This is a genomic window from Nocardiopsis coralli (assembly GCF_014892575.1).
GTDB lineage: Bacteria > Actinomycetota > Actinomycetes > Streptosporangiales > Streptosporangiaceae > Nocardiopsis > Nocardiopsis coralli.
Genome location: NZ_JADBGI010000027.1, coordinates 34445 through 47734, shown reverse-complemented (window position 1 = coordinate 47734; position 13290 = coordinate 34445). Strand labels below are relative to the sequence as shown.

Below are 13290 nucleotides of genomic sequence, written 5' to 3'. Positions count from 1 at the left end.
GCGGGGGTCAGGAACGGTCACCGCCGTGCCGTTCCCCGGTCTCGTCGTCGCGGTAGGCGGCACCCGCGTGGTCGGTGTACTTGGCCTCGCCGGGGCCGGCGCTGCCGATGTCGTCCTGCTCGATGCCGGCCGGGGACCCGTCCTGCGGACGGCGGCCGATCACGTGGAAGCAGATGTTGAGCCCGATCGCGACCACGGCGGCACCGATGATGCCGGAGTGGGCGACCATCTCGACCGCCTCGGGCAGCTGCTCGTAGAAGGTCGGGTAGGCCAGCGGCACGATCGCGACACCGATCGCCGCCGAGACCAGCACCAGGTTGAGGTTGTCGGTGAAGTCGACCTTGGCCAGCGTCTTGATGCCGCTCGCCGCCACACTGCCGAACAGCACCAGACCGGCACCGCCCAGCACCGGGCTGGGGATGGCGGCCATGACACCGCCGAGTACCGGGAACATGCCCAGGACCAGCAGGATCCCCGCGCCCGTGGCGACCACGTAGCGGCTGCGCACACCGGTGAGCGCGAGCAGACCGATGTTCTGGGCGAAGGAACTGGTGGGGGTCGCGCTGAAGATCGGGCCCAGGATCGAACCGCTCACGTCGGCGCGCAGGCCGGCGGAGATGCGCTTGGCGTCCACCTTCGAACCGGTGATCTCACCGACCGCGATGATGTGCGAGGCGCCCTCGGTGAGCACCACCAGCATGATGATGCACATCGTCACGATCGCGGCGACCTCGAACTGCGGGGCGCCGAAGTAGAACACCGACGTCGGGTTGAAGACGGTGTCGGCCTCGTTCACGCGGGAGAAGTCGGCCATTCCGAGCGGGATCGCCACCAGGGTGCCCACGACCAGACCGATGAGGATCGACAGGCGGCCCCAGATGCCCGGGAGCACACGCGAACCCACCAGGATGACGGCCAGCGTCAAACCAGCCAGGGCCATGTTGCCCACCGGGGCGGAGGGCTCGACGGCGTCGCTCTCCATGATCCAGTCGGCGGCCACCGGCATCAGGCTGACACCGATGACGGTGATGATCGTGCCGGTCACCACCGGCGGGAAGAAGCGGATGAGCTGACCGAAGAACGGGGTCAGACACAGGGCGAACAGACCCGCGGCCAGGGAGGCACCGAAGGCCACGGGCAGGTTCTCGCCGTTGCTGCCCGCGGCCAGCGACGTGATCGCGCTGACCGGGACGAAGGAACAGGCCACCACGATCGGCATCTGTGCACCGACGCGGCGGTGTCCCACGGACTGCATGAAGGTGGCGATACCCGCCACGATGAGCGCGCCGCTGACGAGGATGCCCATGGCGGCAGGGTCGTTCGCGAGCCCAGCGGCGGCGCCGATGACGAGGGCCGGCGCGACCGCGCCGGCGTACATGGTCAGGATGTGCTGGAGCCCGTAGATGAAAAGCAGCCGCGGCGGCAGCTTCTCGTCCTCCGGGCGGTCGGTGGTGGAGGCGTTCGGTGTGGCCGGGTCCTTCGCGGACGGACTGTTCGACATGGCCAGATACCAGCCTTTGCGGTGGAGGGCCGCCGGCTACGGCGACCGGATTTCCGGGCTGCAGGAGCCCGTACGGTGACGCATCGGCCCGCGGCGCGGCGTTCTTGCGCACGCCGGAGGGGCCGGAGGCCCGCCGGACGGGGCGGGCCGGGCACAGCTCCCCGTTCCCGGGGCAAGGGGGAGGACGGGGACCGCGTGAGGGCGCGGACCCCGTCGTCACACGAGGGGGATCCCGGGGCGCGGACCCCGGGGAGCAGCGGCAGGGCCTACACGAAGCCGGGCACGTTCTTCCAGGCGTCGCCTGCGTCGGGGGCGTCGTCGCGCTCGACCACGGCCTCGATCTTTCCGTAGGGCCGGTCGGCGGCGAAGAAGACCTCGTTCGGGTTGTCGAGGCCGAACGGGCTCAGGTCCACCAGGAAGTGGTGGTTGTTCGGCATCGAGAAGCGGATCTCGGCGACCTCGGGGCGCGCCTCCAGCACCGCCTTGCCCATCTCGTACAGCGTCTGCTGCAGGGCGAGGCTGTGGGTCTCCGCGAAGGCCTCCAGGCACAGGTCGCGGATGGCGGCGTAGGCCTTGTCGTAGTCGTGGTCGACCCCGATGTAACGCCAGCGCGCGGTCACGTCCGTGGCCAGGATCCGGTCGTCGGTCTCCGGCAGGGTGGTGTACTTGGTCTTCGGGTAACCGTGGAACTCCGAGCCCGTGGACTTGAGCACGGTCAGCGCCTCGAAGCCGGAGACCACCCACTCGCGGTCGCCGTCCTTGTGGATGACGGTGGTGCGGGTCTCGGCACCGTCCCGCGAGAACGCGTGGTCGTGCGGGCCGTGCGCGGTGTTGATGCGGTTCCAGGAGTACTCCTGGACCTCCTGGCGGGCCCCGGACACGTACTCGTGCTCGTCCACGAAGTGCCGGGCCAGGCGCAGGGCGAAGTCCTCGATCGCGCCGGTGCCGCCCCACTCGCGTGCCTTGGCGTAGACGGTGTTCTTCTGGGTGTCGGTCGGCAGGCACTTGGCGTTGTCGCCGACGGTGTGGACGTCCTCCAGGTCCCCCTGCAGCTGCGAGGTGACGTTGAGGTCCTTGATCCGGTGGACGTCGGTGTCGCGGTTGACGTGGACGAGGCGGACCTCGGCCTTGCCGTACTGGTTGTCTCCGAGTCGGATGCCCATCAGGGTTTCTCCATCCGTGTGCATACGTGTCATCACTTGCGCCCATGCGCCGTGCGTCGAGGGAGGACCGCTGCGGTCGTGCGGAAGGACCTGTCACGCACTCGAAGATGGTCAGGTGGCTCACCTGGGGGGATTCGGACCTGGTGGGGCTCCTTCGTCGGTGTCGGACGGTCGGTACCGGGGCTCCGGGCGATCAGGACCCGCGTGGGGCCGGTGCACCCGTCGAGCAGGCCCTCAGGAGCCCCGGTAGGTCGTGTAGCTGTAGCGGTTGAGCAGGATCGGCACGTGGTAGTGGCGGTCCTCCTCGGCGAGGTCGAAGACGATCGTCACCTCGGGGTAGAAGGCCCGCTGCCCGAGGGAGTCGAAGTAGGCGCCGGTGTCGAAGACGATCCGGTAGTACCCGGCCTCGAGCTGGTCGGGGCCCAGGTCGGGCACGCGCCCGTCGTCGTTGGTGCGGCCTTCGGCGACCGGCTTCCAGGAGGTGCGCTCCCGGTCGGCGGCGGCCTCCAGGCGCACCGGGACCTCGCGAGCGGGCAGGCCCAGCGAGGCGTCGAGGATGTGGGTGGTCACGTGGCTCATACGGACTCCAGGAGTTTGACCAGGCGCAGGCCGGCGATCTTGCGCAGTTCGTCGCCGACCACCGCCAGTTCGGTGTCGCGGTCGTTGTACAGGCGCTCGACCAGGTCGGCCAGCAGGTCGCGGGGTCCGCGGCCGCTGGCGCACACGAGGTAGATCTGCCCGAAACGGTCCTCGTACTCCTCCTGCCCGAAGGCGAAGACGCGCTGCACCCGTGCGGTGGCGTCGTCGCTGCCGGAGGCGAAGGCGGACTGCTCCCCGCGTGACCAGTTGGCCTCGGTGCCCTTGCCCTTGGCCTTCTCACCGATGCGCGGGTGGCGGGCCAGGGCCCCGGCCACTTCCTCACCGGTGATCGCGCGCGCGTGGGCGTCCGCGCGGGCCAGGAGGGTCTCGCGGTCGGCGAAGGGTGCTTCGGCGGCCAGGGCCTTCACCCAGCGCTCGATGTCGAGGCACTGTTCGAGCTCGGTGCGCAGGTCCTCGGCGGTGAGCGCGTTGAGGCGCGACAGACCCGGGTCGGGGTCGGTGTCCCCGCCGCGTGGAGTGCTCTCGGGCATGTGTGTCGTCTCCCGGGCCGACCGGTCCCGGTCCGCGGAGGGCCGTATGGCTCGGACCGGTCGGTGATTTCGTAGTGCAGATTGGCGTTTCCGTATTACGGATTGGAGGGACTCTAGTCGACGACCGTGTGATCTTGTCAACACCCGCAAGAGGATCCCGGCGAGAAACTGCGCCATCTGTGTCTTCCCATGAAGAACCAGTGAAGTTGCTGGTCTGTGCGGGGCTCATGACACGGATGTGACGTCTGGGGTCGGGCGCCGAGCGAGTGGAGCGCCAAGTCGGTCCGGGCTCGTGCTTGACAGGTGCCGGTGGCCCGGCGCACACTCAAGTCATTCCTCAAAGTGAAAAGTAGATTCCACATCACGAAATAAGGGAGTCGCCATGAGCCACACCCTCGGCTACACCGTGAACTGCTCCCTGCTGTTCACCGAGCTGCCGGTCAACGAGCGTCCGCGCGCCGCCCGCGAGGCCGGCTTCGACGCCGTCGAGTTCTGGTGGCCCTTCGAGACCGCCACCCCGCCCCAGGCCGACATCGACGCCTTCGTCGCCGCCATCGAGAACGCCGGCGTGCGCCTGACCGGGCTCAACTTCTTCGCCGGACAGCTGCCCGGCCCGGACCGCGGCGTGCTCAGCCACCCCGACCGCATCGCCGAGTTCCGCGCCAACACCGAACTCGTCGCGCAGATCGCCGAGCGCACCGGCGCCACCGGGTTCAACGCCCTCTACGGCCGCACCCAGGACTGGGCCGACCCCGCCGAGCAGCACCGCACCGCGCTCGAGAACACCGTCGCCGCCGCCGAGGCCGTCGCCCGCGTCGGGGGCACCGTGCTCATCGAACCCATCAGCGGCGCCGACGACTACCCCCTCAAGACGGCCGCCGACGGGCTCGCCTTCGTCGAGGAGGCGCGCAAGGCCGGGGCCGACAACGTCGCCTTCCTCGCCGACTTCTTCCACCTGGCCGTGAACGGTGACGACGTCGCGCGGGTCGTGCGCGACCACGCCGCCGAGTTCGGCCACATCCAGATCGCAGACGCCCCCGGCCGCGGCGAACCCGGCACCGGCGACCTGCCCCTGGACGCCCTGCTCGCCGACTCCCAGGCCAACGGGTACAGCGGCCCCGTCGGCCTCGAGTACAAGCCCACCGTGCCCAGCGCCGAGAGCTTCGGCTGGATCCGCTGAGCCCGAACCGGACCCGGCCGGACCCGCCCGACGCCCGGGCGGCCGCGCCGAACCCGCCCCGGCCCACTCCGCACCCGCACACGACCACAGCCACCACAGCCACGAGAGGGGACACCATGGCCCTGCAGAAGATCGCGTTCGTCGGACTGGGCATCATGGGCCTGCCCATGGCCCGCAACCTCGTCCGCGCCGGTTACACCGTCACCGGCCACAACCGCAGCCGCGGCAAGGTCGACGCGCTCGTCGCCGACGGCGGGGTCGGTGCCGACAGCGTCGCCGACGCGGTCGCCGACGCCGACGCCGTCATCACGATGCTTCCCGACTCCCCGGACGTCGAGGCGCTCCTCGCCGGCGAGGGCGGCGTCTTCTCCCACGCCCGGCCCGGCACCCTCGTCATCGACATGAGCACGATCCGCCCGGACGTGTCCCGCACGCTCGCCCAGCAGGGCCAGGAGCGCGGGCTCAAGGTGCTCGACGCCCCCGTCAGCGGCGGCGAGGCCGGTGCGATCGAGGGCGCCCTCTCGATCATGGTCGGCGGCGAGCAGGCCGACTTCGACACCGCGCGGCCGGTCTTCGACGTGCTCGGCAAGACCCCCGTCCTCGTGGGCCCGCACGGCGCCGGACAGACCGTCAAGGCCGCCAACCAGCTCATCGTCGCCGGACACCTCCAGCTCCTCGCCGAGGCCCTGGTGTTCCTCGAGGCGCACGGTGTGGAGACCGGCCCCGGCCTGGAGGTCCTGGGCGGCGGGCTCGCCGGCAGCACCGTCCTGCAGCGCAAGGGCGAGGCCATGCGCGAGCGCAACTTCCAGCCCGGTTTCCGGATCGCCCTGCACGACAAGGACCTGCGCATCGTCACCGACGCCGCGCGGACCTCGGGCGTCACCGTCCCGCTCGGGGCGCAGGTCGCCCAGCTCGTCGGCTCCCTGAACCGTCAGGGCCACGGGGACCTCGACCACTCCGCACTCCTGAAGCTCGTCGAGGAGCTCTCCGGCCGCAAGCACTGACCGGACCGGCCCGCCGCGCCGCCCCCGGGTGTTGGCCGCACCCGAGGACCCGCGGCCCGTGCGGGCCCCGGCCCCGGTTCCCCCGGGACCGCCCCGGGCAGCCGCCCGGCGACCCACCCCTTGCACCCGCACCACCCCTAGCACCAGCAGCACCCCTAGCACTGAAGGGTTCACCAGCCATGCCACAGATGCCCGCGATGAACGCGGTCGTGGAGGTTCTCAAGGACGAGGGCGTCGACACCGCCTTCGGCTGCCCCGGCGCCGCCATCCTGCCGCTCTACAAGGCGATGGAGCAGGTCGGCGGGATCGAGCACCTCATCGTCCGCCACGAAGAGGGCGCCACCCACATGGCCGACGGCTGGTCGCGCACCACCGGCAAGGTCGGCGTGGCCATCGGCACCTCCGGCCCGGCCGGCACGAACATGATCACCGGCCTCTACACCGCCATCGCCGACTCCGTCCCGATGGTGTGCATCACCGGTCAGCAGCGCACCGACCTGCTCGACAAGGAGGGCTTCCAGGCGGTCGACATCGTCGAGATCGCCAAGCCCGTCACCAAGTGGGCCGTGCAGATCAAGGAGGCCGCGACCGCCCCGTGGGTCTTCCGCGAGGCCTTCCGCATCGCCCAGGAGGGGCGTCCCGGCCCGGTGCTCGTCGACATCCCGCTCGACGTGGCGCAGCAGATGATCGAGTACGACGCCGCCCTGGACGCCCCGCTCCAGCGCAACACCGTGCTGCCGCACCGTCCGCGGGTCGAGCGCGCCCTCGACATGCTCCTGGAGGCCGAGCGCCCGCTGCTGCTGGCCGGCGGGGGTGTCATCACCGCCGATGCCTCCGACGACCTGCGGGCCCTGGCCGAGTACCTGCAGGTGCCCGTACAGGTCACCCTCATGGGCAAGGGCTCCTTCGACGAGGACTCGCCGCTGTACTCCGGTATGACCGGTGTGCAGACCTCCCAGCGTTACGGCAACGCCTCGTTCCTGGAGTCGGACCTGGTGCTGGCGGTCGGGGCGCGCTTCGCCGACCGGCACACCGGCCAGATCGACGTCTACCGCGGTGAGCGCCGCTTCATCCACGTCGACATCGAGGCCACGCAGATCGGTCGGGTCTTCGAACCCGACCTCGGTGTGGTCTCCGACGCCCGGGTGTTCCTGCGCGAGATCCTCGCCGAGGCCAAGCGCCGCAACGCCACCGCACAGGTCGGCGCCTGGCGCGAGCGTGTCGTCGAACTGCGCTCGACGATGACCCGTCGCGAGGACTTCGACGCCACGCCGGTCAAGGCGCCCCGTGTGTACAAGGAGATCAACGAGGTCTTCGACGAGGACACCTACTTCGTCACCGCCATCGGCCTCTACCAGATCTGGGGCGGCCAGCACCAGAAGGCCCACAAGCCTCGCCACTACCAGATCTGCGGGCAGGCCGGCCCGCTCGGCTGGGAGATCCCTGCGGCGATCGGCGTGAAGAAGGCGCTCAAGGACACCGAACCCGACGCGGAGGTCGTCGGTGTCGTGGGCGACTACAGCTTCCAGTACATGGTCGAGGAACTGGCCGTGGCCGCCCAGTACGACGTTCCGTACGTGCTGATCATGCTGAACAACGAGTACCTGGGCCTGATCCGCCAGGCCGAGATCCCGTTCGACATGAACTTCGAGGTCGACATCCACTACGACGACTTCGGTACGGACAACGTCAAGATCATGGAGGCCTACGGCTGCTCCGGGCGCCGCGTGATCGACCCGGCCGAGGTCCGCGACGCCCTGGAGTGGGCGCGCAAGGAGGCCCGGAACACCTCGCGTCCGGTGCTGGTGGAGATCATGATCGAGCGCGAGGCCAACACCCCGCACGGTCCCTCCATCGACGCCGTCAAGGAGTTCGAGCCGCTCCCCGGCGCCTGATCCCCTGACCCGGGGCACGGAAGTCGGCAACTTGGTGCCCCGCACGATGGGCCCGGCGGTCACCGACCGCCGGGCCCACACGTGTCCTCACGACTCAGTGCCGTCAGCGGCGCTTGTCGCGTAGTACGTGGATGTCGAGGGCGCCTTCCGCGACGAGTCTTCGCATCTCTGCGAGTGCGGAGGCGCGGTCGCCGGAGATGATCACCCGGAGGGCGGAGCCGACCGTCTCGCTCGGCTCCGTGGTGCCGAGCAGCTCCGCGGCGCGGGCCAACGCCGTTTCGTCGATGTCGATCAGGACCTCGCTCACGTCCGTCCCGGGTACTTGAGCGCATTGAGGTCGACCTTCTCACGCAGTGCCTGCTCCAGATCGACGTCCAGAACGTCCGCCAGCCGCAGGAGATAGGACAGCACGTCGGCCATCTCGTGGCGGACCGCACGCGCGTGCCGGGGGTCCGCCATCACGTCCGCGGACTGCTCAGGGGTGAGCCATTGGAACTCGGCGGCGAGCTCTCCCGCCTCACCCGTCAGAGCCATGGCCAGGTTCTTGGGGGTGTGGAACTGTTCCCACTCACGGTGTTCGGCGAAGTCGGACAGGAGCTCCTGCATCGAACGCAGTGTCATGGTCGATGAGTATCAGGGATCCGCTCCGACGGCACCTCGTCCGTGCTGGGGGCGGAGGGCCTCCCCGTGGGGCCGGCGCCCTCACGGGGAGCGGGGGATCAGCCGCAGTAGGTCTCCTCCTCGCCGATGATCCGGTACGGGCAGTCCGCGTAGCCGAGCAGGTCCAGCACCGGCTCCTCGTTGCGCGCGGTCTCCTCCTCGATGACGTCGGAGGGCGGGTAGAAACCGCCGTCGTCCATCGAGCTCGGGTACATCTCGAAAGTGAAGTTGACGATGCCCTGGTCGGCCCAGAGCCAGTCGTTGATCGACCCGTCGGTGATGTACAGGTCGCTGGACTGCTGCGGCGTGTACCCGTTCGACTCGGCCATCAGCTCGCCGAGTGCCTGGTGGGTGTCGTACTCGTCCTGGATCATGCCGTCGGTGACCTCGTCGTAGGTGTGGCCGAACGGCCACAGCACGAGCTCGCCGAAGGTGTGGAAGTCGATCGCCGTGGTGATCTGCTGCTCGCCGTCCGCCTCGCGACCGCGCACGAAATCCGCGAGCGCCTCGACCTCGGTGGCCGACTCGGGTGCGTGGCCCCGGTAGGTGATGGACTCCGGGTCGTCCGAGGAACCGTTGCAGCAGCCCCAGTTGTAGGCCCAGTTGCGGTTCATGTCGGTGCCCAGGGCGTCCGACCCCTCGTTGGGCTCCCGGGTCTTGCGCCAGTCCTGCCAGGCATCCTCGGACTGGTCGAACTCGGTGCCGTCGGGGTTGGTGTTGGGCAGGACCCAGATCTCGCGGGTCTCCAGGAGCTCGGTGATCTGCTCGTCGGAACCGTGGCCCTCGGTCAGCATCTCCATGATGTGGAGCGCCATCTCGACCGTCAGCGGCTCGCGGGCGTGCTGGGAGTGCGTGAACAGGACCTCGGGCCGGTCCTGGTCGACCGCGGCGTCGTCGCTGATGCGGACCGCCACCAGGTCGCGGCCCTCGTAGGACTGTCCGTAGACCTCGGTGTGCACCAGGTCGGGGTACTCGGCGGCCAGGGCGTCGACCTGTTCCACGACCTCGGGATAACTGGTGTAACCGGGGTCGGGGTGCATCGCCTCGGCGGGGAGCTGCACGCTGTCGACGCCGTAACCGAGCTCGGTGATCTCGTCGACGTCGTCGGGGGTGGCGGTGGCCAGGAGGGTGCCGTCCTCCTCGACGAGATCGATGGACACACCGGTTCCGGCGATCTCCGTACGGTCGGCGGCCGTCTCGGCACCTGAGACGCGCACGAGGCCGGGGTCGTCCTCCTGCGCCGCGGTGGCGCTGCCGGTGCCGAGCGTGCCGGCCAGGAGCGCACCCAGGGCGACGGGAACGAGGGTCTTGCGGAGCGCGGTGTGTCTGCCGGGGGAGGGGGAGTGGGGATGCGGGGGACGGGGCACGAGGCCTCCTTGAGCGGGTCGAGGCATCGGTCATCTGGCCGGTATTGGAGGCGCTGGTGACCCGGGTGTCAATGCCTGTTGCCCTGCGTGACCACCGTGGGGGAGAGCGGGGTTTGGCGGGTGATCCAGGTGGAGCCCGCTGTACGGCGGCGGCCCCGGGAGGTGCGCCTGGCCGGATGCGGCCACGGCGTGACACAAGGTGCGCGCCCGTGGGGGAGCGGGCGCGTGTGGAAGAGAGAAGCCCCGCCGACGGGGCCGGCCGGACCGCCCGCGCGGCTTACGTGTACACGGCGCGTGGGGCGGGGGCCTCGGGTGTTGGCCGCACCCTGGGTCCCGTCGACGGAGCTCGGAACAACCCCCCTAGCACTGAAGGGTTCGCCCTGATTCTACCGGTCGAAGGCGGTCTCTTGAAGTCGAGGTACCTGGAAATCGCAGCTCGTCCGCGGCGCACGGGCGTCTCAGGCGGGCATTCTGTATCGCCCCAGCGCACAGCCCTGCCGTCTCGGAATGTGAACGGGGAGTACCGCGGTTCCGCGAGCGTCTGCTAACGTGACGCCCAATATGCTGCGCGTGCTCCTCCTCCTTAGTGGCCGCGGCGGGGATCGGTAGAAACGGTCGGCTCCCTGCCGCGGGAGTTCGGCATGTTCTGGTCGGCCACTGACCCACGCGTCTCACCTGTCCCGATCGGGACGGGGCGCACCCATTTTTTTTCGAGGAGCCCACCGTTATGGTGCCGCAGCAGCAACCGTCCCAGATGCCCTTCCAGCGTTACACCGCGTTCAAGCCGGTGGACCTGCCCGAGCGCACCTGGCCCTCCAAGACCATCACGCAGGCCCCCCGGTGGCTGTCCACCGACCTGCGCGACGGCAACCAGGCTCTGATCGAGCCCATGGACCCCGCCCGTAAGCACGAGATGTTCCAGCTGCTGGTGCGCATGGGCTACAAGGAGATCGAGGTCGGCTTCCCCGCGGCCAGCCAGACCGACTTCGACTTCGTACGCGCCCTGATCGAGAAGGACCAGATCCCCGACGACGTGCAGATCTCGGTGCTGACCCAGGCCCGCACCGACCTGATCGAGCGCACCGTGCAGAGCCTGGTCGGCGCCAAGCGTGCGACCGTGCACCTGTACAACGCCACCGCGCCCACGTTCCGAGAGGTCGTCTTCAAGGTCGACCGCGAGGCGTGCAAGGCCATCGCCGTCGACGGCACCCGCGACGTCATGCGCTTCGCCGAGCAGTACCTGGGCGAGGAGACCGACTTCGGTTACGAGTACTCGCCCGAGATCTTCATCGACACCGAGCTGGACTTCGCCCTGGAGGTCTGCGAGGCGGTCATGGACGTCTGGAAGCCCGGCCCGGGCCGCGAGATCGTCCTGAACCTGCCCGCCACCGTCGAGCGCGCCACCCCCAACGTCTACGCCGACCAGATCGAGTGGATGTGCCGGAACCTGACGCGGCGCGAGCACGTGGCCGTGTCGGTGCACCCGCACAACGACCGCGGAACCGGCGTGGCCTCCGCCGAACTGGCGGTCATGGCCGGCGCCGACCGCGTCGAGGGCTGCCTGTTCGGCCACGGCGAGCGCACCGGCAACGTCTGCCTGGTCACCCTGGGCATGAACCTGTTCAGCCAGGGCGTGGACCCGATGATCAACTTCTCCGACATCGACGAGATCCGCCGCACGGTCGAGCACTGCACCCAGCTGCCCGTCGCCCCGCGCCACCCCTACGGCGGCGACCTGGTCTACACGGCCTTCTCCGGCTCCCACCAGGACGCGATCAAGAAGGGCTTCACCGCCCAGGAGGAGCGCGCAGCCGAAGCCGGGATCCCGGTCGGGGAGTCCGAGTGGGACGTGCCCTACCTGCCGATCGACCCCAAGGACGTGGGCCGCAACTACGAGGCGGTCATCCGGGTCAACAGCCAGTCCGGCAAGGGCGGCGTCTCCTACATCATGCACCGCGACCACAACCTGGACCTGCCGCGCCGCCTGCAGATCGAGTTCTCCCGCGTCATCCAGACCTACAGCGACGCCGAGGGCGGCGAGGTGGCGGCCGAGAACATCTGGTCGATCTTCGAACGCGAGTACCTGGCCGAGGGCGGCCCCGTGGCGGTGCTGGCCCACCGGTCGAGCACCGACGGCGAGGGCACCTACCGGGTCGAGGCCGACGCGCGCGTGCACGGGGAGATCCGTGAGCTGTCCGGCACCGGCAACGGTCCGATCTCCGCGTTCTGCGACGCCCTGACCGACGTGGACGTCAAGGTCAAGGTCATGGACTACGTCGAGCACTCCATGGGCGGCGACGGCGAGTCCAGCGCCGCCGCGTACGTGGAGGCCGAGATCGAGGGCGACGTGGTCTGGGGCGTGGGCATCCACAGCAGCATCACCACGGCCTCCCTGAAGGCGCTGTGCAGCGCCATCGGCCGTTCCAACCGCATCTGATCCACCCGAACACACACGAGGGGCCCGCGGCGCTGCCGCGGGCCCCTCGCCGTGTCCACCGGTTCACGGGCTCACTCGTACCCGAACTTCTGTGTCCAGGCGTGGCCGGCCTCGCCGACACCGATCGCCTCGAGGTCGCAGTTGAGGATGTTCTCCCGGTGGCCCGGGCTGTCCATCCAGGAGTCCATGACCTGCTCGGCGCTCTGCTGGCCCTTGGCCACGTTCTCGGCGCCCCAGGCGTCGTAGCCGTGGCGCTCGGCACGCTCGCCCGGCCCCTCGCCGTCGGGGCTGTGGTGGTCCATGTAGTCGCGCTGGTCCATGTCCTCGCTGTGCTCCTGCGCGGCGGAGGCCAGCCGGCCGTCGACCGACACCGGGTCGCACCCGTTCTGCGCGCGCTCGGAGTTGACGAGGCTGACGACCTCGTCGGCCATCGGGCTGGAGGAGGCGCTGTTGCCGCCGCCCCCGCCACCGCCGCCGGAGCCTCCGCTGCCGCCACCGGAACCGCCGCCGCTGCCACCGCCGCCCGAACCGGAGCCGTCGTCGGCGTCGTCCTCGTCGGGTGCGGAGGAGGCGGTCACCTGTGCGCCCTGCGGATCGCTGTCCCCCGCGGGGGAGGAGTCGTCGGGCGCACCGGTCGGGTCGTCGAAGAAGTCCTCGTCGGAGGCGGCGTCGGGCACGACCGTCTCGTTGGTCATGCCCTCACCGATCTCCCCGGCGGCGGTGTCGGTGCCGCTGCCGGAGGCCGCCACGAGCGAGGCCGCGACGATGAGCCCGACGGGGACCGCGGCCATGCCCACGGCCAGCGGAAGGATCCGGCGGCGCGGACGGCGTTCGTCCGCGACGGGTTCGCCACTGGGGTCGGTCTTGGGTCTGCGTCGTCGACCACGAGCCATGATCGTCAACCTCCTGCGGAAAGGAAGGCGTGGGGACCGGTCCCGGGTGAGTTCCCGGGA

The 13290-nt window shown here is 69.9% G+C and carries 12 protein-coding genes; 4 read left to right on the top strand and 8 right to left on the bottom strand.

The window, feature by feature from the left end; all coding sequences use genetic code 11:
- Positions 1 to 7: 7 nt before the first annotated feature.
- The 4 genes from IDM40_RS23660 to uraD all read right to left on the bottom strand — a co-directional run bounded on the left by IDM40_RS23660 (position 8) and on the right by uraD (position 3794).
- Positions 8 to 1501: a nucleobase:cation symporter-2 family protein gene (locus IDM40_RS23660; RefSeq protein ID WP_193124263.1), complete on the bottom strand. Its 1494-nt coding sequence runs from the start codon at positions 1499 to 1501 to the stop codon at positions 8 to 10.
- A 266-nt stretch (positions 1502 to 1767) separates the two neighbouring features.
- The gene (pucL, locus tag IDM40_RS23655; protein ID WP_193124262.1) at positions 1768 to 2664 is read right to left on the bottom strand and encodes a factor-independent urate hydroxylase; all 897 of its coding nucleotides are present in this window, start codon (positions 2662 to 2664) and stop codon (positions 1768 to 1770) included.
- A 234-nt stretch (positions 2665 to 2898) separates the two neighbouring features.
- Positions 2899 to 3243: a hydroxyisourate hydrolase gene (gene uraH / locus IDM40_RS23650; RefSeq protein ID WP_193124261.1), complete on the bottom strand. Its 345-nt coding sequence runs from the start codon at positions 3241 to 3243 to the stop codon at positions 2899 to 2901.
- Complete coding sequence (uraD, locus tag IDM40_RS23645; RefSeq protein WP_193124260.1) at positions 3240 to 3794, bottom strand: 2-oxo-4-hydroxy-4-carboxy-5-ureidoimidazoline decarboxylase; 555 nt, start codon at positions 3792 to 3794, stop codon at positions 3240 to 3242. Before uraD ends, uraH begins: the two co-directional genes overlap by 4 nt.
- Before the next feature lie 382 nt (positions 3795 to 4176).
- Here uraD and IDM40_RS23640 point away from each other — a divergent pair, with 382 nt between their 5' ends.
- From IDM40_RS23640 to gcl, 3 genes are all read left to right on the top strand, one after another.
- Complete coding sequence (locus IDM40_RS23640; protein ID WP_193124259.1) at positions 4177 to 4974, top strand: hydroxypyruvate isomerase family protein; 798 nt, start codon at positions 4177 to 4179, stop codon at positions 4972 to 4974.
- Positions 4962 to 5978 carry a 2-hydroxy-3-oxopropionate reductase gene (locus IDM40_RS23635; protein ID WP_328807112.1) on the top strand — a complete coding sequence of 339 codons (1017 nt, stop codon included), beginning with the start codon at positions 4962 to 4964 and terminating at the stop codon, positions 5976 to 5978. The genes IDM40_RS23640 and IDM40_RS23635 overlap by 13 nt, the downstream gene beginning before the upstream one ends.
- Before the next feature lie 179 nt (positions 5979 to 6157).
- Entirely contained in the window at positions 6158 to 7873 is a 1716-nt protein-coding gene (gcl, locus tag IDM40_RS23630; protein WP_193124257.1) for a glyoxylate carboligase, read from the top strand.
- Between the two features lie 103 nt (positions 7874 to 7976).
- Here gcl and IDM40_RS23625 read toward each other — a convergent pair whose 3' ends face one another.
- From IDM40_RS23625 to IDM40_RS23615, 3 genes are all read right to left on the bottom strand, one after another.
- Positions 7977 to 8180, bottom strand: a complete 204-nt coding sequence (locus IDM40_RS23625; protein WP_193124256.1) for a type II toxin-antitoxin system VapB family antitoxin — start codon at positions 8178 to 8180, stop codon at positions 7977 to 7979.
- Entirely contained in the window at positions 8177 to 8494 is a 318-nt protein-coding gene (locus IDM40_RS23620; RefSeq protein ID WP_193124255.1) for a nucleotide pyrophosphohydrolase, read from the bottom strand. Before IDM40_RS23620 ends, IDM40_RS23625 begins: the two co-directional genes overlap by 4 nt.
- A gap of 98 nt (positions 8495 to 8592) precedes the next feature.
- Positions 8593 to 9900, bottom strand: coding sequence for a M14 family metallopeptidase (locus tag IDM40_RS23615; protein WP_193124254.1), 1308 nt, complete (start codon positions 9898 to 9900; stop codon positions 8593 to 8595).
- Positions 9901 to 10627: 727 nt separating this feature from the next.
- Here IDM40_RS23615 and leuA point away from each other — a divergent pair.
- The gene (gene leuA, locus IDM40_RS23610; RefSeq protein WP_193124253.1) at positions 10628 to 12337 is read left to right on the top strand and encodes a 2-isopropylmalate synthase; all 1710 of its coding nucleotides are present in this window, start codon (positions 10628 to 10630) and stop codon (positions 12335 to 12337) included.
- A 71-nt stretch (positions 12338 to 12408) separates the two neighbouring features.
- Here leuA and IDM40_RS23605 read toward each other — a convergent pair whose 3' ends face one another.
- Positions 12409 to 13230 (bottom strand): CAP domain-containing protein, encoded by an 822-nt coding sequence (locus IDM40_RS23605; protein ID WP_193124252.1) that lies wholly within the window; start codon positions 13228 to 13230, stop codon positions 12409 to 12411.
- Positions 13231 to 13290 lie beyond the last annotated feature (60 nt).

Coding starts and splice junctions, on each gene's coding strand:
- IDM40_RS23660 (WP_193124263.1), bottom strand. CDS start 1,501: ATGTCGAACAGTCCGTCCGCGAAGGACCCGGCCACACCGAACGCCTCC.
- pucL (WP_193124262.1), bottom strand. CDS start 2,664: ATGGGCATCCGACTCGGAGACAACCAGTACGGCAAGGCCGAGGTCCGC.
- uraH (WP_193124261.1), bottom strand. CDS start 3,243: ATGAGCCACGTGACCACCCACATCCTCGACGCCTCGCTGGGCCTGCCC.
- uraD (WP_193124260.1), bottom strand. CDS start 3,794: ATGCCCGAGAGCACTCCACGCGGCGGGGACACCGACCCCGACCCGGGT.
- IDM40_RS23640 (WP_193124259.1), top strand. CDS start 4,177: ATGAGCCACACCCTCGGCTACACCGTGAACTGCTCCCTGCTGTTCACC.
- gcl (WP_193124257.1), top strand. CDS start 6,158: ATGCCACAGATGCCCGCGATGAACGCGGTCGTGGAGGTTCTCAAGGAC.
- IDM40_RS23620 (WP_193124255.1), bottom strand. CDS start 8,494: ATGACACTGCGTTCGATGCAGGAGCTCCTGTCCGACTTCGCCGAACAC.
- leuA (WP_193124253.1), top strand. CDS start 10,628: ATGGTGCCGCAGCAGCAACCGTCCCAGATGCCCTTCCAGCGTTACACC.
- IDM40_RS23605 (WP_193124252.1), bottom strand. CDS start 13,230: ATGGCTCGTGGTCGACGACGCAGACCCAAGACCGACCCCAGTGGCGAA.